This is a genomic window from Clostridium senegalense JC122, assembly GCF_000285575.1.
GTDB lineage: Bacteria > Bacillota > Clostridia > Clostridiales > Clostridiaceae > Clostridium_J > Clostridium_J senegalense.
Genome location: NZ_HE611051.1, coordinates 542,264 through 565,345 on the forward strand (window position 1 = coordinate 542,264; position 23,082 = coordinate 565,345).

The 23,082-nt window shown below is 26.0% G+C and carries 29 protein-coding genes; 5 read left to right on the top strand and 24 right to left on the bottom strand.

Annotation, left to right across the window (positions count from 1 at the left end; all coding sequences use genetic code 11):
- Positions 1-240 precede the first annotated feature (240 nt).
- The 5 genes from CSGHG_RS10695 to CSGHG_RS10715 all read left to right on the top strand — a co-directional run bounded on the left by CSGHG_RS10695 (position 241) and on the right by CSGHG_RS10715 (position 5,101).
- Complete coding sequence (locus CSGHG_RS10695; protein WP_010294934.1) at positions 241-810, top strand: CD3072 family TudS-related putative desulfidase; 570 nt, start codon at positions 241-243, stop codon at positions 808-810.
- 12 nt (positions 811-822) lie between these two features.
- On the top strand, positions 823-1,902 hold the full coding sequence (locus tag CSGHG_RS10700; protein WP_010294936.1) for an ABC transporter ATP-binding protein: 1,080 nt from the start codon (positions 823-825) through the stop codon (positions 1,900-1,902).
- 237 nt (positions 1,903-2,139) lie between these two features.
- Positions 2,140-2,787, top strand: a complete 648-nt coding sequence (locus CSGHG_RS20560; protein ID WP_235700128.1) for a carbohydrate ABC transporter permease — start codon at positions 2,140-2,142, stop codon at positions 2,785-2,787.
- 10 nt (positions 2,788-2,797) lie between these two features.
- Positions 2,798-3,622: a carbohydrate ABC transporter permease gene (locus CSGHG_RS10710; protein ID WP_010294938.1), complete on the top strand. Its 825-nt coding sequence runs from the start codon at positions 2,798-2,800 to the stop codon at positions 3,620-3,622.
- Positions 3,623-3,739: 117 nt separating this feature from the next.
- A complete protein-coding gene (locus tag CSGHG_RS10715) occupies positions 3,740-5,101 on the top strand; it encodes an ABC transporter substrate-binding protein (RefSeq protein WP_010294939.1) in 1,362 nt (453 codons plus the stop codon).
- 25 nt (positions 5,102-5,126) lie between these two features.
- Here CSGHG_RS10715 and CSGHG_RS23705 read toward each other — a convergent pair whose 3' ends face one another.
- From CSGHG_RS23705 to CSGHG_RS10820, 24 genes are all read right to left on the bottom strand, one after another.
- The gene (locus tag CSGHG_RS23705) at positions 5,127-5,288 is read right to left on the bottom strand and encodes a hypothetical protein (RefSeq protein WP_010294940.1); all 162 of its coding nucleotides are present in this window, start codon (positions 5,286-5,288) and stop codon (positions 5,127-5,129) included.
- 64 nt (positions 5,289-5,352) lie between these two features.
- Complete coding sequence (locus tag CSGHG_RS10725) at positions 5,353-5,781, bottom strand: hypothetical protein (protein ID WP_010294941.1); 429 nt, start codon at positions 5,779-5,781, stop codon at positions 5,353-5,355.
- Positions 5,782-5,897: 116 nt separating this feature from the next.
- The gene (locus CSGHG_RS10730; RefSeq protein WP_010294942.1) at positions 5,898-6,374 is read right to left on the bottom strand and encodes a methylated-DNA--[protein]-cysteine S-methyltransferase; all 477 of its coding nucleotides are present in this window, start codon (positions 6,372-6,374) and stop codon (positions 5,898-5,900) included.
- 57 nt (positions 6,375-6,431) lie between these two features.
- Positions 6,432-6,854, bottom strand: a complete 423-nt coding sequence (locus CSGHG_RS24215; RefSeq protein ID WP_010294943.1) for a response regulator — start codon at positions 6,852-6,854, stop codon at positions 6,432-6,434.
- Positions 6,855-6,937: 83 nt separating this feature from the next.
- A complete protein-coding gene (locus CSGHG_RS24220; RefSeq protein WP_010294944.1) occupies positions 6,938-7,222 on the bottom strand; it encodes a response regulator in 285 nt (94 codons plus the stop codon).
- Positions 7,223-7,563: 341 nt separating this feature from the next.
- Complete coding sequence (locus CSGHG_RS10740) at positions 7,564-8,973, bottom strand: carbon starvation CstA family protein (protein WP_010294947.1); 1,410 nt, start codon at positions 8,971-8,973, stop codon at positions 7,564-7,566.
- Between the two features lie 138 nt (positions 8,974-9,111).
- Entirely contained in the window at positions 9,112-9,840 is a 729-nt protein-coding gene (locus CSGHG_RS10745) for a LytR/AlgR family response regulator transcription factor (protein ID WP_010294948.1), read from the bottom strand.
- A gap of 15 nt (positions 9,841-9,855) precedes the next feature.
- Complete coding sequence (locus CSGHG_RS10750; protein ID WP_235700129.1) at positions 9,856-11,490, bottom strand: LytS/YhcK type 5TM receptor domain-containing protein; 1,635 nt, start codon at positions 11,488-11,490, stop codon at positions 9,856-9,858.
- A 245-nt stretch (positions 11,491-11,735) separates the two neighbouring features.
- Complete coding sequence (locus tag CSGHG_RS24225) at positions 11,736-12,314, bottom strand: HD-GYP domain-containing protein (protein WP_235700130.1); 579 nt, start codon at positions 12,312-12,314, stop codon at positions 11,736-11,738.
- A gap of 2 nt (positions 12,315-12,316) precedes the next feature.
- On the bottom strand, positions 12,317-12,949 hold the full coding sequence (locus CSGHG_RS24230) for an HD-GYP domain-containing protein (RefSeq protein ID WP_235700131.1): 633 nt from the start codon (positions 12,947-12,949) through the stop codon (positions 12,317-12,319).
- Positions 12,950-13,060: 111 nt separating this feature from the next.
- The gene (locus CSGHG_RS24235; RefSeq protein ID WP_052314800.1) at positions 13,061-13,543 is read right to left on the bottom strand and encodes a metallophosphoesterase family protein; all 483 of its coding nucleotides are present in this window, start codon (positions 13,541-13,543) and stop codon (positions 13,061-13,063) included.
- A 49-nt stretch (positions 13,544-13,592) separates the two neighbouring features.
- Positions 13,593-13,940, bottom strand: coding sequence for a metallophosphoesterase family protein (locus CSGHG_RS24240; RefSeq protein WP_052314801.1), 348 nt, complete (start codon positions 13,938-13,940; stop codon positions 13,593-13,595).
- Between the two features lie 137 nt (positions 13,941-14,077).
- A complete protein-coding gene (gene tsaA, locus CSGHG_RS10765) occupies positions 14,078-14,566 on the bottom strand; it encodes a tRNA (N6-threonylcarbamoyladenosine(37)-N6)-methyltransferase TrmO (RefSeq protein WP_010294952.1) in 489 nt (162 codons plus the stop codon).
- A 30-nt stretch (positions 14,567-14,596) separates the two neighbouring features.
- Entirely contained in the window at positions 14,597-15,028 is a 432-nt protein-coding gene (locus CSGHG_RS10770) for a DUF134 domain-containing protein (RefSeq protein ID WP_010294954.1), read from the bottom strand.
- A 179-nt stretch (positions 15,029-15,207) separates the two neighbouring features.
- Positions 15,208-15,561, bottom strand: a complete 354-nt coding sequence (locus CSGHG_RS10775) for a NifB/NifX family molybdenum-iron cluster-binding protein (RefSeq protein ID WP_010294955.1) — start codon at positions 15,559-15,561, stop codon at positions 15,208-15,210.
- Positions 15,562-15,589: 28 nt separating this feature from the next.
- Entirely contained in the window at positions 15,590-16,438 is an 849-nt protein-coding gene (locus CSGHG_RS10780; protein ID WP_010294958.1) for an ATP-binding protein, read from the bottom strand.
- Entirely contained in the window at positions 16,429-17,259 is an 831-nt protein-coding gene (locus CSGHG_RS10785) for a P-loop NTPase (protein WP_010294962.1), read from the bottom strand. The genes CSGHG_RS10780 and CSGHG_RS10785 overlap by 10 nt, the downstream gene beginning before the upstream one ends.
- A gap of 2 nt (positions 17,260-17,261) precedes the next feature.
- Positions 17,262-17,645, bottom strand: a complete 384-nt coding sequence (locus CSGHG_RS10790) for a NifB/NifX family molybdenum-iron cluster-binding protein (RefSeq protein ID WP_010294964.1) — start codon at positions 17,643-17,645, stop codon at positions 17,262-17,264.
- Positions 17,646-17,864: 219 nt separating this feature from the next.
- Positions 17,865-18,416, bottom strand: coding sequence for a class I SAM-dependent methyltransferase (locus CSGHG_RS10795; protein WP_010294967.1), 552 nt, complete (start codon positions 18,414-18,416; stop codon positions 17,865-17,867).
- A gap of 179 nt (positions 18,417-18,595) precedes the next feature.
- Positions 18,596-19,294, bottom strand: a complete 699-nt coding sequence (locus CSGHG_RS10800) for an arginase (RefSeq protein WP_010294969.1) — start codon at positions 19,292-19,294, stop codon at positions 18,596-18,598.
- A 206-nt stretch (positions 19,295-19,500) separates the two neighbouring features.
- The gene (locus CSGHG_RS10805) at positions 19,501-20,160 is read right to left on the bottom strand and encodes a hypothetical protein (protein WP_026022319.1); all 660 of its coding nucleotides are present in this window, start codon (positions 20,158-20,160) and stop codon (positions 19,501-19,503) included.
- Positions 20,147-20,692, bottom strand: coding sequence for a hypothetical protein (locus CSGHG_RS10810; protein WP_010294973.1), 546 nt, complete (start codon positions 20,690-20,692; stop codon positions 20,147-20,149). Before CSGHG_RS10810 ends, CSGHG_RS10805 begins: the two co-directional genes overlap by 14 nt.
- A 40-nt stretch (positions 20,693-20,732) precedes the next feature.
- On the bottom strand, positions 20,733-21,299 hold the full coding sequence (locus CSGHG_RS10815; protein ID WP_010294975.1) for a phosphatase PAP2 family protein: 567 nt from the start codon (positions 21,297-21,299) through the stop codon (positions 20,733-20,735).
- Positions 21,300-21,447: 148 nt separating this feature from the next.
- Positions 21,448-22,827 (bottom strand): bifunctional metallophosphatase/5'-nucleotidase, encoded by a 1,380-nt coding sequence (locus CSGHG_RS10820; RefSeq protein ID WP_010294976.1) that lies wholly within the window; start codon positions 22,825-22,827, stop codon positions 21,448-21,450.
- Positions 22,828-23,082 lie beyond the last annotated feature (255 nt).

Here is a 23,082-nt window from a genome sequence, read left to right on the forward strand (position 1 = left end):
TCTATTTTATAGCTTTTTCTATTTTAATAAGTTTTTATTCTAATCTTATACTTGTAGAATTTTAAATTCTATTTTTCATATTACTTTAAACTTTTTAAATACTTCAAAATTAGTTTTATTTTTATAACTTATAGGAAATTCAAATAAAATATAGTTTATTTATTTGTTTTGCATATTTGTAATTTTTTGTATATACATTATACTATAAGTGCATATATTTTAAAAATTTTAGGAGATTTTATGAAAAATTTGAATAAAAACAAGAAAATTATAATAATTTGTCATTGTCTAATTAATAATAATTCCAAAGTTTATAATTTTGGAATTGTTAAAGAAGATTTTGAACAAAGAAAAAAAGATTTAATTAATTTATTTATAAATAATAATATAGGAATAATTCAACTACCCTGCCCTGAACTAACTTGCTATGGATGTAATAGATGGGGACATGTTAAAGAGCAATTTGATACTCCCCATTTTAGGAAAACTTGCAAAACTTTATTAGAGAATTATGTTGACCAAATAGAAGATTATATAAAAAATGATTTTTCAATTTTAGGTGTAATCGGTATAAATGGAAGTCCTAGTTGTGGTGTTGATAAAACTTGTTCTGGTAAATGGTATGGTGAATTATCTTCTAACGAAAATTTATCAAATATGTTATCTTCATTAACTGTTGTAAATGAGGCTGGAGTATTTATTGAAGAATTAATTTCAATTTTTGAAACTAAAAATATTAAGATTCCTATTCTTGGATTAGATAGCATGAATATAGATAAAATTTTTAAGTTATTTGAATCTAAAATTTAGAAAGGTGATTATATGGATTTAAAAATAGAAAATCTTTCTGTAAAATTTAAAGATTTTACAGCAGTTAATAACCTTAATTTACATGTTAAATCTGGTGAGCTTATAAGTCTTCTTGGGCCAAGTGGATGTGGCAAAAGCACAACTATCTTTACAATTTCAGGTATACATAAGCCTTGTAATGGTTCAATTTATTTTGATGATACTGTAATAAATGATTTAGTACCAGAAAAACGTAACATAGGAATGGTTTTTCAAAATTATTCTCTTTATCCACATATGAATATTTTTGATAACATAGCCTTTCCACTAAAATTAAAAAAACAAAACAAAAAAGATATAAAAAATACTGTAATAAGTATGGCTAAATTAGTTAAAATTGAAGAGTTACTTAAAAGAAAACCATCTCAGCTCTCTGGTGGTCAACAACAAAGGGTTGCTATTGCAAGAGCATTAGTAAAAAAGCCTGAAATATTACTGCTAGATGAACCTTTGTCTAATTTAGATGCTAGACTACGTGTTGAAATGAGGGAGGAAATACGAAGACTTCAAAAGGATTTAAAAATAACTACAATTTTTGTAACTCATGACCAAGAGGAAGCATTAAGTATATCTGATAAAATAGTTATTTTAAAAGATGGTATTCTTCAGCAATATGATTTACCTAATAAATTATATTCAAATCCTAAAAATTTATTTGTAGCAAAATTTATTGGTAATCCTTCCATTAATATTTTAGATTGCCATATAGATAAACAAAATGATATCTTCAATATTTTAGGAAGTAATTTAAAATTAAGTGACTTTATAAATCTAAGCAAAATTCCTAATAATATGTCTAATTGTAAAGTTGGAATACGCCCTGAAGATTTTTTAATAAATGATTTAAATGGAATTTTCAGTGGAAACATTGTAGATACTGAAAATCTTGGAAAAGATTCTATATTAAAAATTAACATTAATAATTTTATAGTTAAAGTAGTAGTTCCTTATGATTCTGTTAATAAAAATTTAGTAGCTCCTTTAATTGGAGTTAAGCCGAATAAAATATTATTTTTCAATCCTTCAACTGAGGAAACTATAAATTTTGAATAATAATAGAAATTTAAAAAGTTTTTTCAAAGGACTACTATATATATCACCAGTATTAATAATACTAATTGTTTTTAATATTTATCCTATATTAAAAACTTTTGATATGAGTTTTTATAGCAAATATAACTATCAAAAAATTTAGTTTTTGAAAGAGGTATAGATAACTACATATATTTATTAAATGATGATGATTTTTTTATAGCAATAAAAAATACTTTTATATATGCTAGTTTAGTAATGCCAATTTCAATAATATTATCTTTATCTATAGCCATACTTTTAAATTCAAATATAAAGTTAAAAGGCTTTTTTAGAAGTATATACTTTTTACCTTTTGTAACATCTAGCATAGCTATTTCTATGGTTTGGAGATGGATTTTCCATGGTGATCATGGTCTATTAAATTATCTACTTTCTGTATTTAATATAGATCCTATTAATTGGCTTTCAGATCCTAGTAAATCCATGATTAGTTTAATAATTGTTAGTGTATGGAGGAATTTAGGCTATAATATAATAATATTTTTATCAGGACTTCAAAGCATTGATGAAAAATATAATATAGTTGCTAGAATTGATGGTGCTAATTTTTTTCAGAGAGTTAAAAATATTACAATTCCACTTTTATCACCTACCCTATTTTTTGTATGTATAATAACTTGCATAAATTCTTTCAAAGTTTTTGGAGAGGTTTTTGCTCTTTTTGATAAACAACCTGGTCCACTAAATAGCTGCTTAACAATGGTTTATTATATATACAATAAATTTTATAATCATTACCAATATGGCATCGCATCTGCTGCTGCATTAATACTATTTTTAATAATAGTTATTTTAAACACAATACAATTTAAAATTGGCAGAAAAAAAGTTAACTATGATTAGAGGTGATAAAATGAATAAATTTAAGTTTTCAAAGCTTTTTACTTATTTGATATTAACTTTAGGCTGTATTATAACCTTATTACCTTTTGTATGGATGTTAAGTACCTCATTAAAATCTCTTAATGAAGTCTTTATAATGCCACCGGAAATTATACCTAAAAATCCGAAGTTTTCTAACTATAAAGAAGTAGCAACGCAAATTCCAATTGTTGCTTACTTTATTAATACTTTAATTATTACTTTCATTGTTACCATTGGAACTTTAATTACAACTATATTAGCTTCATTTGGATTTTCTAAAATAGATTTTTGGGGTAGAGATATTATTTTTTCAATTATGATAGGAACGATGATGGTACCTGGTGAACTCATGTTGATTCCTAATTACATTACAATAGTAAAACTCGGTTGGATAAATACTTTTAAGGGACTTACTGTACCTTGGATAATAAGTGTTTTTTCAGTATTTTTGTTAAGACAATTTTTCTTAACAATTCCAAATTCACTTTACTATGCAGCTAAATTAGATGGTTGTAGTGATTTTAAATATCTTTGGACAATAATGGTTCCCATATCAAAACCTGCACTACTAACTATTGCACTTTTAAAAATAGTTAATAGTTGGAATGAATTTTTATGGCCTCTCATTGTTACTAATATTCCAACAATGAGAACGTTACCAGTAGGTATAATGAATTTTACTTCCGAAGCAGGAGGTAATTATCACCTACTCATGGCCGCTACCACTATTGTCATAGTTCCTATATTAATAATATATTTTGTTCTTCAAAAGTATGTTATTTCTGGTATAACTAAATCTGGTATAAAGGGTTAAAATTTAGACTTATATATAAATTATCGAATGATAAAAGTATAAGTTGAAACTTTTAAATCCTATAAAAATAATTAATTTAATAATATTAAATATAAACTATATAAGGGGGACAGACTTATGAAATTCAAAAAACTAACAGCACTTGTTACATCATGCATATTAACTTTAGGTTTAATTGGATGTGGTAATTCTGCTGAAACTTCAACAAATGTTAAGGAAACAGAATCTAAAATTGCAACTGAAATTAAAGATCCAGTTAGTATTGAATTTTGGCATGCAATTAATGGAGAAAATGAAAAAGTACTAAAAGAAATCACAGAAAAATTCAACAAAAAAAATGATGGTAAAATAACAGTAAATTTAGTTTATCAAGGTCACTACAAAGAACTATTTTCTAAACTTGAAGGTGCGTCAAAATCTAATCAACTACCTGCTTTATCTATGATATATCCGAATAGATTAACAGCTTATGTTATGAACGATTTAGTTGAAGATTTAAATCCGTATATAGAAAATGAGAAAATAGGCTTTTCTAAAGATAGTTGGAATGATATTCCTGAATTTTTAAGGGACAATGGTATGTGGAATGAAAAACATTACTCATTACCTTTTAATAAATCAACCTATCTTTTATTCTATAATGAAGATTTACTTAAAGAAAAGAATGTTAAAGTTCCAACTAACTGGAATGAACTTAAAGATGCAGCTAAAACATTAACTGTTGATAAGGATAATGATGGGACTACAGACACTGTTGGACTAGCATTAAATTCTTCTGTAGGTATAGATTCTAGTTTTTGGGTAGAACAGGCTGGTGGACACCTTATAGATGAGAAAAATGATAAAATATTATTTAACTCTCAAGAAACTGCCGAAGCTTTTGATTTTTTAGCTGGAATGGTTAAAGATGGCTCTGCTAAAGTATGTACTGAAGAAAAATATATGACTGGACCTTTTGGTAGAGGTGAAGCTGCTATGGGTATATCATCAATTTCTGCATTACCTGATATAATAAAAACTTGCAGTGGAAATAATATAAACTTTAAAACTGCAGTATTGCCTGAAAACAAACAAAAGGCTGCTCTTTTTGCAGGTACAGATGTTACAATTTTCAACACTCCATCACCTGAAGAAAAACTTGCAGCATTTGAATTCATTAAATTCTTTATGGAAGAAGAAAATCAATTAACATGGGGCACAAACTCTGGCTACTTGCCACTTAGAAAATCTGTTTTAGAATCAAATGATTTTAAAAACTACGTAGAAAAAGAAAATCCAGCTAAAGGTGTAGCTGTTGAAGAATTTGATTACGGATACTGTGACCCTAAAGTATTAAATGGTTATTCTATACATGAAAATATGAACAAGGCATTACAACAAATTTTATTAGAAGAAAAAGACACAAAAGCTGCTTTAGATGAAGCTGAAACTAATACTAGAAAAGCATTAGATGAAGCTAAAAAATCTTTTGGTAATTAACGACAAAAAATAGAAGGTTAATCTCTTAACCTTCTATTTCTTTATTTTTTGAGGTACCTTCTTTAACTTTTTCTAAATAATCAGTTTGATTTACTATATTTTCTTCAAATCTTTCAACAGCATTTTTAGTATAATTACCTACCGCTGCTATGTTTTTATTTGCTTTATTATTTATTTTATTAGTCATAAATTTAATTCTCCTTGGAGTTATTTTATTTATTACTTATTCTTCTCATATAAGATAAAATTTATTACTCTTTATCTAAATTTTTTTGAATATCACTCCATCTTTTCTTAGGTTCTTTTAGTAACCTTATTCTTTCTTTTTTTATATTATTTCTTACAACTAAAATAATTCCTAAATCAATTAAAGCATATAAAGAATATTTTTTACTATTTTCAGTACACTGTATTATTCGTTTTTGTACTTCATCAAGTTCCTTCTCATCTAAACTTTTATTTAAAACCGAGGCTTCATAATAAACTTTCAGCTCACTTACTTCATTCGAATTTAAGTACATGGAAAAACTAAAAAAGATTCCAACCAAAATTATTATCACATATAATGCATTTTCAAAACCATTTTCACTTAATTTTAACTTTACTAAACAATCTTTTATTAATAAATAGACTAAAAATACAAATAAAATTACACCTAAAATTGTAATAAAAGTTATCACTTATTACACTCTCCCTTTTACTTTATTTTACTTATTTGTATCATTATACTATTATAGTGTAAAATTTTTTTAACAGTTTAGTTTTATTAATTATATTTTTACATATATTTAACATATTATACATCTTCTATTTCATGTTTTAATAACCATTCTTTTTTATCTAACCCACCAGCATACCCAACTAATTTTCCACTTTTTCCTATAACTCTATGACAAGGTATTATTATTGGTATTTTATTTTTATTATTAGCATTCCCAACTGCTCTAACAGCTTTTTCATTGTTTATACTTATAGCAATATCTTTATAAGTTTTTACTGTTCCATAAGGAATATTTCTTAATTTTTCCCAAACACTTTTTTGAAATTCTGTTCCCTTTAAAGCTACTTTAACTTCAAAGTCTTTTCTCTTTCCAGTAAAGTATTCATTTAACTCCTCAACACATTGATTTATTATAGGATTTAATCTATTACTTTTCAATTCTATTTCATCTATCTGATGAACAAATTTAATTTCAGTTATAGCTTCATTATCTGCATGTATTTTTAAAATTCCAATTGGTGAATTATAATAACAAAAATAAATATTTTCCATGATTTTCTCCTTATTAATATTGTATAAATTTTTATATTGATTTTATTTTAAGCATTTTTATCTATTTTTTATTTCTTTCACAACTTCTTTTATTTTTTCATTTAAAACATGAATTCTAATATTTGTCTTTAATTTTGATATAAATAAATTTTCATCAATTGGCTTACCTATTATATCATCAGCTCCAGAATTTAAAATACTAGATAAAATTTTTGAGTTTGTTAAAGAAGTTACTGCTATTATTATAGCCTTTCTATTATTATTTCTTATTTTCTGTATTAAGTCTTTTCCAAATTCATTTTGCAAAACTATATCTATCAAATATAAATCGTATTTTTTTCCACTTTCAAATAATTCTTTACCAGAATTAAAATATTCAACATTATTTATTCCATATTTATTTAAAATATCTTTTTCTATCATCTTCTCTAAAGAATTATCATCAACTATAGCAAAATTTAATAACTTTAAATTTGCCATATAATCATCTTCTTTTAATATTTCTGATATTCGATTTATTATACCATCTTGTACATTATCTTTTAAAATATAATCTGTAATTCCTAAATTAAATAGCTCTTTTTTTCTTCATCTACATTATTGCTACTAACTACTATTATAGGAACTTCATTTTTATTACTTACATTTACTCTTTTTAAAAATTCTTCGATAGTCCCTTCTCTACCGATTAAAGATGTAATTATTAAATCTATATCATTGTCTTTTAATATATTATATCCATCATAAAAATTATCTGTAGTTAAATAACTATATCCCTTTTCTACTAAACTTTGTTTAATTATTTTACAAAAAAACTCACTTTGCTCAATATGAAGAATCTTATACATGTTTTTTCCTCCTACTTTAATTATAAAATATACGTTTACATTCCCCTTAAATTCTAAGGTTATAATCATGTACGTAAAATTAATCTACTTTATTTCACTAAACATCTTTCTTCTTTGTTATTACTACATTATTTAATAATAAAAATTCTAAATACAAGATTACCTTTATATAAATATTCGTTATTTTAATATATAAATTTCTGCAAATGTAATATACTGACGATTATATGTAATATAAATTTTTATAAATATAAAAAAAGTGCTTCTTTAAACCAATTTTATCATTTAAAGAAACACTTTTTACTCTTTGTATAATAAGTTTATTTTATTTTTACATTTAATTAAGCCTTAATTTCCTTGTCTTTTTTCTTTGTATATCTCATAAAAATTATGAATAAGATTAATGCAAATACCACTCCTATTATATTTGATACCATTGCATTTAATCTTAACCCTTCTGGTGCTTGTAATATATATGCACTAGTTACTGCAGACATAAATACTGCTGGTATTGCACAAAGCCAATAATTTTTCCCTGATTGAACTAAATATGCTGCTGACGCCCATAACATTATCATTGCAAGAGTTTGGTTCGCCCAAGAGAAATATCTCCATATTACTGTAAAGTCTATCATAGTAAGACCTATTCCAACTACAAACAATGGTATAGCTATTTTAAATCTATTAGCTATTTTATCTTGCTTCATTCCCATAGAATCTGCAATTGTTAATCTAGCACTTCTAAATGCTGTATCACCTGAAGATATAGGACAAGCTACAACTCCTAAAATAGCTAATATTGCTCCAACCTTACCCATTAAAGTATTAGATATTGTATTTACAACTCCTGCTGGACCTCCATTTGCTATAGCATCTTGTAATCCTTCAGTTCCTCCAAAGAATGACATTGCTGCCGCTGCCCATATAAGTGCTATAACACCTTCAGCTATCATTGCACCATAAAATACTTTTCTAGCTTCACTTTCTCTTTTTACACATCTAGCCATTATTGGTGATTGTGTTGCATGGAAACCTGATATAGCCCCACATGCTATTGTTATAAATAAGTATGGGAATATAGGTGTTCCTTTTGGATGGAAATTAACTAACGTAACCTCTGGTATGTTATAACCACCAATTACTATTCCAACTCCGATACCTACTGCCATTATAAGTAATGTCGCTCCAAATAAAGGATATATTTTTCCTATTATTTTATCTACTGGAAGTACTGTTGCTGCTATGTAATAAATTATTATTATTCCTATTAAAATTCTTCTATCTATTCCAGTTAAAGTTTTCAATAAATCTGCTGGTCCTGTTAAAAACACCACACCTACTAAAATTAATAAAACAACTGAAAATACTATCATTATTTTTCTTGGACCTTCTCCCAAATACTTACCTACAAGTTCTGAAACTGAAGCTCCGTCATTTCTCATTGAAAGCACACCTGTAAAATAATCATGAACTGCACCTGCAAAAATACATCCAAAAACAATCCATAAAAATGCCGCTGGACCCCATAAAGCTCCTGAAATAGCTCCAAATATTGGTCCTAAACCTGCTATATTTAAAAATTGAATCAAGAAAATTTTTGGCCAACTCATTGGCACATAGTCAACTCCATCTTGTAAAGTTTCTGCAGGAGTTGCATTTTTGTCATCAATTCCAAATGTCCTGTCTACAAATTTTCCATAAGTAAAATATCCGACTATTAACAATACTAATGATGCTAAAAACGAAATCATTTTATCATCTCCCCCAAAATATTTATTATTATTGCACCTTTATTGTATGCAATTTTCGCTCAATTCAAAACATATTGGGAATGAAATGCTTAATTTAGGTATGAAATGCAATATTTCTACACGAATAGACATAAACCTTTACATATTAATTAATTTTCTAAAAGTTTTTGTATTTTGCCTACTGACAGGTACATCTTTGCCTATATCCTTTAATTTTAATACATATGTACAATTAAACCATGGTACAACCTCTTTCACCTTATCTAAATTAACTATATAAGACCTATGACATTTATAAAATTTTTCTTTATTTAACTTTTTCATAATGTCAGAAATCTTATTTTTAGATATATACTCCCCCTTTTTAGTAAACACCTTTACAACCTTACCATGAGCTTCTATATAATAAATTTCATCTGCATCTATTAAATACATTTTTCCTTCATCTATGATTGTTATTTTTTCTATAACTGTATTTATATTATCAATATCTTTAATATCAGTCTTTTTAGTACTATCTTCTAATCGTTTTAAGCAAGATAAAATTCTCTCCTCTGAATAAGGTTTTAAAAGATAATCAAAAGCATGAATCTCAAAAGCTTCAACTGCATATTCTTTATAAGCTGTTATAAATATTATTTTAATTTTATTATTTATTCTACTTAATAGTTTTGCTACTCCCACGCCATTTAATCCTGGCATATTTATATCTAAAAAAGCAACATCTATATGTTCATTTTCCATAAATTTAAGTACATCTAATCCATTTTCAAATTCCTTAACAATTTTTAGATTACTAAATTCAGTTATAAAATATTTTAATTCTTCTCTTGATGGAAATTCATCATCTGCTATTATACATCTCATAATATCACCTAACCTTTAATTTATAATAAAACTTATTCTTGTTCCTTTTTCTAATCTTTCAATCTCAAGTCCTTTTCCATATATAAGTTTTACTCTACTATGAACATTGTATAGACCGATTTTATTTTCATCCACTTTATCATTGTATATTTGATCTACTATATTATTATCTATACCACAGCCATCATCTTCTATTATAACTTTGAATCCATTATGTACTTTCTTAACTTCTATCCACACATTTTTTCCAAAAACATCTTCTAAAATCCCATGCTTTATAGCATTTTCAACTAATGGTTGTATAATCAAAGTTGGAACTCTTGCTTTTCTAGCTTCTTCATCAATATCATAATGAACTTGTATTTTATCTCCAAATCTACATTTTTCAATATAAACATAAGCCTTAACATGTTCCATTTCTTCATCTAGTTCTACTAAATTTTCCTTAAACTCAATATTATATCTTAAATAATTTGAAAGGTTTATTATTAATTCTCTGGCTTTACTCGGATTTATTCTTATAAAAGATGTTATAGTATTCAATGCATTAAATAAAAAATGAGGATTTATTTGTGCTTGTAGTGCTTTTATTTCGGCTTTTTTAGCCATATCTTCAAGCTTTTTTATATTTCCAAGCTGTATTTGAGTAGATATCAAGTTACTAAGACCTAAAATTAAATATTTTTTTCCTTCTGTTACTTTACTGTTCTTATTAAAATAAACTTTCAAAATCCCTATTACTTCTTTATCATAATTTAGCGGCGTTATAATACCGGATTTTATTTCTATACCATCAATACAATTATAGCCTATCTCCTCTTCTTTATCAGATATAATCACTGTTTCTCCTGTACTTATAGCTCTTTTAGTATATTCTCCAACTATTTCTTTGCTTTTTATATTTAATTTATTGTTTTTAGAGCTATACGCTAATATATGCTCTTTTCCTGTTATTATTGCTACTTCTCCACCTACTCCTACTCTTATAATTTCACAAACCTTTTCTAATGATGCTTCACTTAAATCTTTAAAATATGGAAGAGTTTTGTTAGCAATTTCAAGTGCTAATTTAGCTTGTTCTCCTGCTACCTTTTCTTTTTCCTTAAATATATTATCAATTATGCCTATAACTAATACAACGCCTAGTCCATTTATAACCACCATTGGAATATAAATTGAACTTATGATTTCACTTCCTGTTGGAACCATTATCCTAATTAAAATCATACTAAAACTTTCAATTACTACAGCACAAAAGCAACCAAATACATACTTACCATTTGTATTAACCAATTTATATAAATACCCTGGCATAATACCAGCTACTATTGTACTTATAGCACATGGAATTGCAGTTGTAGCACCAACCCCTGAAATAATTCTATGAAAGCTAGCAACTATCCCCGCTATTCCCCCAACTAATGGTCCACAAACTATAGATGCTACTATAATACCAACATTCCTTATATTCACTATAGCACCATAATAATCTACTCCAAAATAAGTGCCAACAATCCCCAAACCTGAAAAAATAGCTGATAATATAACTATGTCTTTAATAGTATATTTACTATTGTCTAAAGCTTTTTTAAAAGTTTTACTTTTTGAAATTGTAAAAGCAATTAAAATAACATATCCTAAATTGCTCATAAGCGTATTTGTTAATGTCCACATAATACTTCCTTTCTTTAAATACTTTATACACATTATATATTAGTGTTAGTATTTAACAAATTAAAGATTAATACTCTAATATTAATAAAAAAATAACAAGTAATATTTAAAAATTTTTATAAAGGATAACTATCTAAAGACTCCCCAATTTTTAAACATAAACTTGTTCTATTTAAAATACCAATTCATTAAATAATAAAGTTTTAATTTAGAATTTAAATTCATATACATTTTTGTACACTAAAAACTGCATTTATATCATTTGTAATTTTACTATCTATATATCCTTCATTACTCATTTTATTTAAAATACCCATAGCCTCTTTATGACTAAGTGATTTTCTATAAGGTCTCTCTTCTGTTATGGCCTGATATATATCTAAACATGCCATTAGCCTTGAATTAAAATCTAAATTATCTTCTGTGAACCCAAAAGGATAGCCTTTTCCATTTAACTTTTCATGATGATTAGCAGCCCATTCAGTAATTTTTTCAAAGCCTTTAATTTCATGTAATGCAACTCTTGTATAATATGCATGATTTTTCACAACCTTAAATTCTTCTTCTGTAAGTTTATTAGGACTATCTAAAATACTATTGGGAACAGCTAATTTTCCTATATCATGAAGATCTGCTGCAATCATTAATTGAACTTTTTCATCATGACTATAATTATAAAAGTCTGCCATAATTCCCACTTTTTCAGATAATCCTCTAGAATGTCTTTGAGTATATCTTGATTTACAGTCTATGATTTTTGATAAGACTTTAGTTATATTTCTTATTTCATCAAAGGACAACTCTAAGCTATAACTTGGTGTTTCTTTTTTATAATATTATTTATAGATTCATTATTTATATTTATCCAAAATTTTTCATCTCTTGCTATCTCTATAAATGCCCTTGATATTTTATGTGAAAAACTTACATTTTCCCTTTCCTTTATAAAGGATATTATCTCTTCTTTTTTATCACTTTTAAAATTATTATTCATTTCCATATCATTAGCAAATTGAATTATCTGTGCCATTATTGGAATTTCATCACCTTTTAATTTAAAAAAGCCTGAACCATCATACTTTTCATGGTGATATTTAATTATATTTTTTACATCAGTCAAAAAAGGATAATTAATTATATTTTCTTCTCCGATTATACAATGCTTCTTTGCTACTTCTACTTCATTTAAGTTTATTTCTTCTTTACACATTAAATTATTATATAAATTTTTTTCACTTACCCCATTATCATGCAAAATAGCTAACGAAACTATATCATGTAATTCTTTAGAGCTTAAACCCAAATATTGCCCAACTTTAAGTGCAATATATGCTACTCTTTTTCCATGATTAGAAGGTACCCCTAAAACATCCATTTCAACAAAATCTAATGCAAATGATACTGACATTAAAAATTCATTTAAATTAAATAACATGTTTTCCCCCATTTAATATATTATTAATAATAATACTCATTAATATATTATATATTAATTTATTAAGTTTTGAAATCCAATATCCGTTTTATTACAAATATGTGTTTTTTTCTATATGCACTGTATATTTATAGGTTCACTAATTATACTTCTTTTTACACATAAAACTCCATTTTCTAAAGAAGTTATTTTCCATTTTACAAGGGTTAATAAACCATTTTCTAACTCTATACAGCTCATTGAATATGGTTGGACACAACATCCATCATTAAAATATTTACATCCATTATTATTTAAAATAGACCTATGGGTATGACCTGCAAGTACTGATTGATTATTTTCTTTTGCCCATTTCTCTAATTTTCTATCAACCACTGTTCTTCTAGATTTACTTTTAGCTGGACTAGTAGGATTTTTAAATCCAAAAACTTGCTCCATAAATCCCCAAACATACTTTACTAAAAACTTAGATAAAAAACTTAATTGATAATTTAAAAAATCAACTTGATGTCCATGCACAACAAATAGGTTCTTACATACATTATTGTCCATTAACATAATACCATCATAAATTGGCAAATCTTTAAATAACATATATAAATTTTTCTTATTTGCATCATTCTTATAACATTCTATTTCTTTTTTAAATTTTTACTTTTTTTATTTTATCGTGATTTCCTACAATCATATAAAGTTTATCTTTATTTTTAAATTTTAAAAGAATTTTAAAAATTTCTGGGTGAATTTCGTATATAGTTCCTATTTTTGAAACTTTCCATAACTCATCACCATCTCCCACTTCTACATATGAAAAATCTTTTTTATAATAATATTTTAATGCTGCCATATATATGTTTGAGTTAGGTAATAAATCATCTTTCCATGTTCCATCACCCCTATGACAATCGCTTATAAAAACAAATTTTGATTTATTATTTATATCTATTTTAGGACAACTTATCATTATCTTTTTTAAAATATCCTTTGACATAGCTAACTTAACTCCCAAAACTTAATACACTATATTATATAGTTTCAATTAACTATTGGTTAACTCAAATTACAACTTTAATACAATAAAAAATAAATCGTTACAGAATACTTTTAAATATTCTGTAACGATTCATTTTATTCAAACCTATTATCTGATAGCCTAGTAGACACATTTTTAATATTACCAGTTAGCCATCCTATTTTAATATCTGATTTAGGAATATCAAAACCTGGCACAAATGGTTTTACATCTATAACTGGAGTTCCATCTAATATGTCAATATTTTTCACAAAAATGTTTTTATCACAAATCTTCTCTATTTCAACTACTGACAAACCAATATGATTAGGTCTAACTGGTGTCCTTGTTGCAAAAACGCCATGAACCTTGTCATCTAAAAAAGGTTTTACAGTAAGTTCAGTTTTTTCCACCTTATGAAAATGATATATAACTATTATGTGTGAAAACTCTTCTAAATCTTTTAACCCTTCTGCATACTCATGGAATATCTCTATTTTTCCTTTATCTGCATTATCACCTGTTGGTTGAATAGGCATACTTTTTATATCTTCAAATTTGCTATGAATAATTCCTATAGGTTTTAAAATAATATTTTCTTCCAAAACAACTACCTCCACTGAAATAACTAAATTCTACTTACACCATTTATTGCAAAAACCTAATTTTTTATTACACATCACTTGTTTAGATCCACAATGGGGACAAGAAGTTTTATCTTGTTTAAAATTTACTTCATAGGAATTATCACAATCCATGCATTTAAGTTTACATAATTTTGTACTATAATCTCCACCACTTATTTTTATAGCTTTTCCCTCTGTCAAAGCCCTTGCAACTTTATTTCTTGCACTATCTATGATATTTTGAAAGGTTTGTCTAGACACTTCCATTCTTTTTGCACATTGTTCTTGATTTAAATTTTCTATATCTTTAAGTCTCATAGCTTCTAACTCTTCAACTTTTAAAATTATTTCTTCAACTTCGCATTTAGGTTTTCCAAAAGGCACAAAGTAATTATTATCTGGAAAAAATTCTACTCTTCTACACTTAGTTGGTCTTGCCATTTGTATTCCTCCCTACAATTTATTAGTATTTAATATTTATAATATGATTCACTATAGATTAAATAGTTTTTAATTCATATTCATACATTATACTACTATATTATAGAATTTTAAAATACACAAAAGCATTGTATTCTTTCTTCCTGATAATCACATGAATAAATATTAAAAACTAATTTTTAATCTCCACAATTTCCTTCATGTTCATGTTCTCTACAAACACTTCCTGTTGATTTTAAATTTCCTTTTATATATTCGTTTACTAAATCATCACAAATTCCACTTGCTCCTACAACTACTTCTATAGAGTTTTCTGCAAAAAGTTCTTGTGCTCTTTCTCCCATTCCTCCTGAAATTATAGTATTTATTCCTAAATCATTTAAAAAAACTGGTAAAAAACCTGGTTTATGTCCTGGATTTTCAACGAAACTTTTATTTATATTTCCTTCCTTTACTTCATAAATACTAAATCCTTCACAGTGTCCAAAATGTCCACTAACATAATTTCCTTCACTTGATATTGCTATTTTCATTTTAATTCCTCCTAATTTTTATATATTATTAATAAATTATTTTCTTTATATTACTCCACATATCTTTTATGAATTTATTCGCTAAACTTTCTTTGTAGTAAGTTATTGGTTTTAATTCATTTATGGATTTTATTACTGTATCATCATAAGGTATTTTTCCAACAACTTTTATTCCCCTATCTTTTGCTACTTCTTCAATTTTGCATGCAACTTCTAAATTTATATCATACTTATTTATACATATCATTGTAAGTACACCAAAGTGCTCACATAGAGAAATTGTTCTTATCATATCTTCAACACCTGATTTAGTTGGCTCAGTTACAATTATAACTGCATTGCTACCAGTTATAGAAGATATTACAGGACAACCAATCCCTGGTGACCCATCTATAATTATTAAATCATCATTTTTATTGTATTGTTTTGCATTTTTTCTTAATTGAGTTATTAATCTTCCTGACCCATCACTTCCAGGTTTCATAATAGCTCTAGAAATAATTCCCTGTTCTATATCTGTAATAAAAGTATCTGCAATATGTTCATCTTCAAATGTTATCGCATTTTGTGGACATACAAGACCACAAGTAGTACATCCTTCACATAGAAATTCATTTACTGAAAAATCACTTATAGCTTCAAATCTACATACTTCTTCACATTTTCCACATTTTATGCATTTATTTTTATCTATTATAGCTTTCTTGCCACTTATGAACTCTTCTTTTTTAATATTTTTACCTTTATAAAACAAAGACAAATTAGGTGCATCAACATCACAATCAACTTTTATTACCTGCTTTGCTAATTGAGATAACGCAGTTGCTATGGTAGTTTTTCCCGTTCCACCTTTTCCACTTAAAACTACTAATTCCATTTTAGAACCTCCCTTGCCTTAATTGCTATATTATCAAATACCTTCTTGTATTTTGCATTTTTATATAATATATTCCCCATTGAATATATTTCAGCAACTTCTCGGCTATAAGGCAAAGCTCCTATAACTTCCATATCATTTTTCCTACAATATCTTTTAATTAAATTATCTTTTTTATCATCTTTATTTATAATTATTCCAAAAGGTATATTAAAAAGTTTTACAACCTCTAATGCCATTTTCATGTCATGAAGACCAAACTCCGTTGGCTCTGTAACTAGAATTGCAGCATTTGCATATTTTAAAGAAGTTACAACATTACAAGAAGTACCAGGAGGACAATCTATTAAATTAAAATTTGTTTCTATATTATTAAATACTTCCTTAATTACCGGTACTGCCATAGGTTCATTTACATTTAAAACTCCTCTTATACATTTAATATCCTCAAAAATTCCTTTTTCAATGTTTCCTATACTTCTTTTCTTATAAGATATAGCATCTTTATCACAAATAATTTTACATGCTCCACAACTATGACATAATTTTTGAAAAAGCATTATATCATCTCCAACCTTAGCTAGAGAATTAAATTGACAAACCCGAACACATTTTCCACAGGAATTACACTTACTATCATCTATAAATGGATAATCTACTAGAACTTCTTTTTCTTCGTCTATATAAGGTTTTAAAAATAAAAATCCATTAGGTTCTTCTACATCACAATCAATATAATTTGCTTTTAATGCTAAAGCTAAATTTGTAGATACAGTAGTTTTTCCTGTTCCACCTTTTCCACTTAGAATTGCAATATTCAAAGTTATCTTCCTCCCATATGTCCATTACCCATACCACCATGTTCTGGACCTGCAAAACTAATCTCTTCTAGCTCGTCTTTTTCTAACATCTCTAATGCATCCTCTATAGATATAACATCTGATTTAAAAGCTTTAATTTTTGCTTTTTCTATAAGTTTAAAAGCATTGGGTCCAAGATTTCCAGTAATTATATAATCTACGTTTTCATTTATTAATTGTTGTGCTGCAACAATCCCCGCTCCACCTGATGAAGATTTCCCTTCATTATCTAATACATAAAACTGTTTTTTCTCACCATCATGAATCTGAAATAAATCACATCTTCCAAATCTAGCATCAACTAAACTATTACTCTCTTTTCCATTTGCTGAAATTGCTATTTTCATTTCATACCCTCCTAAAATATAATTATTCAAAACAAGTTATTGGCATTTGCTAATTATTATATTAATACCACTTTGCGTTTTTGTCAAATGCCAATAACATATCTTAAAAACAATTTTATATTTTATTTAAATATTTATTTAATTATATTAATTTGCATAAAAAAACTGCTATATAATAATTTTAAAATTACCATATAGCAGTCCAAGGTTTTTAATATTCTATTTTTCACAAATTAAACATAATAATTTTTCTGATGCATTTATTTCTTTTACATTATGTAAATCTGCATTTTCCAAATCATCTATAATACTTTCTTTTGTCACAAAATGTTTATGACATCCTTCTTTCCAATCGCAAATTAATATTTTGCCCTTATCTTTCAATACTCTTTTTGCATCTTTCAACAGTTCAATCGGAGCATCTAATTCATGATGAACAGTTATCATAAATACTAAATCAGCACTATTATCTTGTAATGGAATTTTATTTTCTTCCATTACATCAACAGCTAATCTATCGGATAATTGTGCCTTCATATTTTCATTTATCCACTTTATCATGTCATTAGATATATCAAATCCATAACCTTTAGAATTAGGAATTTTATTTAAAAACTCTTTTGAGAATACACCTGTACCTATGCCTATATCTACAATAATAGGATTTTCCTTTAACGATAGTTCAGTAATTATTTTATCTATTTCTATAAGTTTTAATCTTTCTGGATTATTAAGTTTATCCATTTTATTAACATTAAATTTTTTATCCACTTTGTCACCACCATTTCTTTATTGATATTCATTATCAATTATTCATATATTATATTATTATTTTTTAAATGTCAATAAACATTTAAACCTATTTTCTTTATATTAAATAAACTTATATATAAGCAAAAAACTTTCATTACTTAAATGAAAGCTTTCGCTATAAATCAATATTTTATTTTTTACATTAAATAATAAATAGCATCAGAAAAACTCAAATTTTCTGGTGACCAACTCCTTTTAGGACAATCTACAATTTTATATGGTACTTTTAATTCATCTACAAACTCTTTAAAGTCCTCATCAAACCAAGGTGGTGTCCACGCACCTGACCTACAAATGTGTAATGAAGGAACATAAATGTCCTTTTCTAAGTCATCTATATCTATAAAATTAACATTGTATTTATTTTTTATTTCATTGAAATATTCTGGTTTTTCTGTAGTATACGGACTATATATAATATTCGCTTTGTTAATTATATTATTTTTTAAAAGTTTTCCTAACCAATTTGCACAATTAACTTCAAAATTAAGCGAGGATAATCCACCATATCCTAAATCAGAATGAGCATCAAAAAGATACACCTCATTACAATCATATTTTTTAGCTATGTCATAAGATAACACATGGGAATCAGAAATGTAAATCTTTAAGTTTTTATCAAATTTAAAATTTCTTTTTATCTTATTCCAAAAAATATTTACATTTCTAGAAAGCTCAAATGATTTTTCAATACTTTTCCCTCTATTTCTGCATTGAATATAACGCTTGTACCATAAATTTATAATATTCCTATTGTTCTCAATATACGAACCCCAATTTTCCTTTTGAGTATAAACAAAATAATCCCAATCAACCGATAACAAACATTTTTTCATTATAATATACCCCCTCCTCAATAACAAAATATACAAACATAATATGTGATTGAAATATTGAGGTGTATATACTCTTCCTAACTATTATTTTAATGCTTTACAAATTATAGTCAAAGTTACAAAATTAAGATTAAGCTTAAAAAATAGTTATATATATTGAGCAACCTATAAAGCAGTATCTTTCTTTAGAAAACCTCTCTTTTCTATTAGATTACTATACTTTGCAGGTATCTTCCTTCTCCTTCTTTAAATTTTGGAGTTGCTACAAACTCACTTTTAACTAAATACTCATTAGTATAACCAAATATTTGATGCCACAATTCATTACCAATATCTTTAATTGAAACCTCATGTTTTATTGAAGTTAACTTGTCCATGTTTCTTTTTAATTCCATAAAAGTTTTTTCAACATAAGGTAATATATCTAAAAGAATTATCTCCCCTATTCTGTGAATAATATCTCTTTCACTATTAAAAAACACTGGCACATCTATATTTAAATATCCATTATCTTTATCTAGATTTAAATAATTTAACTCTATTAAAAAATTTGCTAATTTTCTTTCCTTATTATTTAAATCAACATACTTTCTATTGTTTGTAAATATATTTTTTATTAAGCTACTACACTCTTTAGCAATTATATTATTAAAATCATCTAGAATATCCATATATGCGATGTTCAAACTGTGAAATTTAATTCCTTCATCAATACTTTTAGGAATCATTCTAAAATATCTATATATATCCTTTCTAAAACCATTTCCATCACCAAAACTATTAAATAAAACATCATCAACCCTATAATTATTGCTACTACATAACAATTTATTACTATGACATTCTATTTTTTCACTTTTTTTCATATGCAACTATAATGTGATCTCTTCCCCCTGGCTGTGATTTTGATACAGAAAAAATATTTTTATTTGCAAAAAATTCAAAAGCTACTCCATCAAAAATCTCATCACAAATTATATGATATAGAACTCTTTCCACTGAATTAGATTTAACACAATTTAACTTCAAAATTTCATTTTCAATTTTATCACTTAAACTTATTACTCTATCTCCAATAATTTTCCCTACATTCTTTAAAAACCCATCCAACCTTTCAATATCGTCTTCTAAAAATACAGGAAAATTAATACTATATCCTCTATTTCTTTCATCTATAGCTCTAATTTTCTTTAGACTTAAAATTATATTTTCAACCTTTTCAACATTAATTTTTAATCTATTGCTAATTTTAAACATATCCATAGAATAAGGTTCAGACGCTGATATTATATATAATATTTCTGCTGCATATTTCTTATTGCATACATAAGAAGGATTAAATTCATCAAATTTCCCCTCATCACCAAAATAATAAAACTCTAACTTTTTATTTACCATAATTAATCCTCCATTAAAACATAGTTTATTATTATTTTTCTTAACATTTATATCCTTTTGTATATTTAAATCTATTAAATATTCGAATTATAATTTTACTACATATTAATCCTAAAATTATTCCACCTAATATATCTGTAGGATAATGAACATATAAATATAACCTTGAAAAAGCTATTAAAATTGCTATAGAAAAAAGTTCAAATGTATAATTTTTAAAATATCTATATAGTACTCCTACTACAGCAAAGGAAGATGTAGTATGTCCTGATGGAAAAGAATATGACAATGGTTTTTTAATTAAAAGATTTATAGGTGATATATCTAAACAGGGTCTTGGACGCTTAATTATATGTTTTAATATTCCCTCTCCTAATATTGTACTTAATATTAAAGCTCCTAATGCCATAAGTCCTATATTTCTATACTTTTTATTTATAATTAATAAGCAAGAAATTACAATCCATATCATACCCAAATTACCTAAAGACGTTATTATAACCATAACTTTATCCATAATATGTACATGCATATTATCTTTTATATAATTCAGAATTAAATTATCAACCTTTTGTATGAAAAATATAATATTCATAATTAAAGTCATTTCATTCCTCCATCAATTACAATTTAATTTATTTATATTATATAAAAATAAAGACACTGATTAGAGAGTGTCTTTTAATAAATTATATTTAAGTATATCTATATATTACATAGATATCATCATATATAATTTTTTATAATTTTATACTTTATACAATTTTTATCCACCTATCCTCAAAACACTTTTCCATAAATTCCGGTTTAGATAAATATGTTCTTAGTGTATCCCTTGTATATTCTGTATTATATTTTTCATTTTTATTATTTGCTAAAGATGAATATCCTGTACCTCGTTGTAAATAATCTGATGTAGCTACTCTATATAACTTTTCTTCTTCTAATTCTCCATTTTTTAGTATTATTCTTATAATATTTTTTCCATCATGAGCTATTACTGCACCTGATACATGTAACCTTCCTAGGTATTTACCTCTAAATCCTGCTCCCTTTCCATCTAACATACATATTTCTGATTTAAGAGATTGTTCCAGTGCTTCTTTTATATATTTCCCCTTAATTTCCATGTAAGTCGGATTTAATGGTGATGGGCTTATTTCTAAAAGTTTTTTTTCTGAAACTGCACCTCTTTTTATCCCACCATTTATTATTCCACTATTTATTATGCTAAGATCACATGGTATTACATCTCTTAGACCATCTGCTAAAAGATTTGTTATCGGATTTTCATTAACTACATCATGCCAAACATCTCTATTTATTTCATAAAGAGCCCCTCTTAAGTTTTCCACTGCTAAATCATATTCAACCTTAAGTTGCTCTTTAATTTCACTATCTTCTATTTCATTTATGATTTCTATATTTTGTCCATCAAATTCTTTTATAACATTATCTTCAATATCTATATCTAAAACTCCTAAGTGGGTTCCATAACAACCTGATTGATGAACTATTGTTTTATTTAATTTTTCTACTTTATCCATTAAAATGTGACTATGTCCACCAATTATAATATCTATGCCTTCAATACTTTCACAAAACTCTCTATCTTCTCTTATTCCTGCATGACTTAATAATATACATATGTCATAATTTCCTTTGTTATCTTCAATTTCTTTTTTTATCTCATCTTTTTGACTTGAAGCATATAAATTGTTTAATTCAAAAAAACCATTATATTCAGGTGTTATACCTATTATTAAAAATCTTATATTTCCTTTATTAACTATAAGACTTCGCTTTAACCCTTTAATATTTTCTTTATTATATTTATATAAATTACTAGATAAAAAAGATACAGAAGTGGAACCAATCATAGTTTCCATGATTTCTATTCCTGAAAACCCCTCATTATTTCCAACTGAAATAGCATCATATCCTGCCTTTTCTAACAACCTTGCTCCAGCTTCACCATTTGTACCTTGAAGTTCAATCCTCATAAAATCATTAAAATCTCCTGCATCTAAAAGTAGTGTATTTTCATCCCTTAGCTCTTTAATTTTAGTTACAGCCTTAGAGAAATTCTCAAATCTACTATGAATATCATTAGTGTGCAATATTCGTACTCTCATAAGATCCCCCTTAAATTTCAAATTATCTATTATGCTCAAACTACTCATTTACTTAAAAATATTACTATCACAATTAGCCCTCTAATTTTTTTAATATCTTAAATTACTTTATAACACATATATAGATTTTCGTTTATTATAATTTTTCTACAAATTTTTCCCAAATCCTTTGTATTTTTATATTTTGTTTCATTATTTTTATATATCACTTTAAAGTGCAAAATTTAAAACATATAAAAAAACAGTGTTTTAAAT

Coding starts and splice junctions, on each gene's coding strand:
- CSGHG_RS10695 (WP_010294934.1), top strand. CDS start 241: ATGAAAAATTTGAATAAAAACAAGAAAATTATAATAATTTGTCATTGT.
- CSGHG_RS10700 (WP_010294936.1), top strand. CDS start 823: ATGGATTTAAAAATAGAAAATCTTTCTGTAAAATTTAAAGATTTTACA.
- CSGHG_RS20560 (WP_235700128.1), top strand. CDS start 2,140: ATGCCAATTTCAATAATATTATCTTTATCTATAGCCATACTTTTAAAT.
- CSGHG_RS10710 (WP_010294938.1), top strand. CDS start 2,798: ATGAATAAATTTAAGTTTTCAAAGCTTTTTACTTATTTGATATTAACT.
- CSGHG_RS10715 (WP_010294939.1), top strand. CDS start 3,740: ATGAAATTCAAAAAACTAACAGCACTTGTTACATCATGCATATTAACT.
- CSGHG_RS23705 (WP_010294940.1), bottom strand. CDS start 5,288: ATGACTAATAAAATAAATAATAAAGCAAATAAAAACATAGCAGCGGTA.
- CSGHG_RS10730 (WP_010294942.1), bottom strand. CDS start 6,374: ATGGAAAATATTTATTTTTGTTATTATAATTCACCAATTGGAATTTTA.
- CSGHG_RS24215 (WP_010294943.1), bottom strand. CDS start 6,854: ATGGCAAATTTAAAGTTATTAAATTTTGCTATAGTTGATGATAATTCT.
- CSGHG_RS24220 (WP_010294944.1), bottom strand. CDS start 7,222: ATGTATAAGATTCTTCATATTGAGCAAAGTGAGTTTTTTTGTAAAATA.
- CSGHG_RS10740 (WP_010294947.1), bottom strand. CDS start 8,973: ATGATTTCGTTTTTAGCATCATTAGTATTGTTAATAGTCGGATATTTT.
- CSGHG_RS10745 (WP_010294948.1), bottom strand. CDS start 9,840: ATGAGATGTATAATAGCAGATGATGAATTTCCATCAAGAGAAGAATTA.
- CSGHG_RS10750 (WP_235700129.1), bottom strand. CDS start 11,490: ATGAGCAATTTAGGATATGTTATTTTAATTGCTTTTACAATTTCAAAA.
- CSGHG_RS24230 (WP_235700131.1), bottom strand. CDS start 12,949: ATGTTATTTAATTTAAATGAATTTTTAATGTCAGTATCATTTGCATTA.
- CSGHG_RS24235 (WP_052314800.1), bottom strand. CDS start 13,543: ATGTTATTTAAAGATTTGCCAATTTATGATGGTATTATGTTAATGGAC.
- CSGHG_RS24240 (WP_052314801.1), bottom strand. CDS start 13,940: ATGTCAAAGGATATTTTAAAAAAGATAATGATAAGTTGTCCTAAAATA.
- CSGHG_RS10770 (WP_010294954.1), bottom strand. CDS start 15,028: ATGGCAAGACCAACTAAGTGTAGAAGAGTAGAATTTTTTCCAGATAAT.
- CSGHG_RS10775 (WP_010294955.1), bottom strand. CDS start 15,561: ATGAAAATAGCAATATCAAGTGAAGGAAATTATGTTAGTGGACATTTT.
- CSGHG_RS10780 (WP_010294958.1), bottom strand. CDS start 16,438: ATGGAATTAGTAGTTTTAAGTGGAAAAGGTGGAACGGGAAAAACTACC.
- CSGHG_RS10790 (WP_010294964.1), bottom strand. CDS start 17,645: ATGAAAATAGCAATTTCAGCAAATGGAAAAGAGAGTAATAGTTTAGTT.
- CSGHG_RS10800 (WP_010294969.1), bottom strand. CDS start 19,294: ATGAAAAAATGTTTGTTATCGGTTGATTGGGATTATTTTGTTTATACT.
- CSGHG_RS10805 (WP_026022319.1), bottom strand. CDS start 20,160: ATGAAAAAAAGTGAAAAAATAGAATGTCATAGTAATAAATTGTTATGT.
- CSGHG_RS10810 (WP_010294973.1), bottom strand. CDS start 20,692: ATGGTAAATAAAAAGTTAGAGTTTTATTATTTTGGTGATGAGGGGAAA.
- CSGHG_RS10815 (WP_010294975.1), bottom strand. CDS start 21,299: ATGACTTTAATTATGAATATTATATTTTTCATACAAAAGGTTGATAAT.
- CSGHG_RS10820 (WP_010294976.1), bottom strand. CDS start 22,827: ATGAGAGTACGAATATTGCACACTAATGATATTCATAGTAGATTTGAG.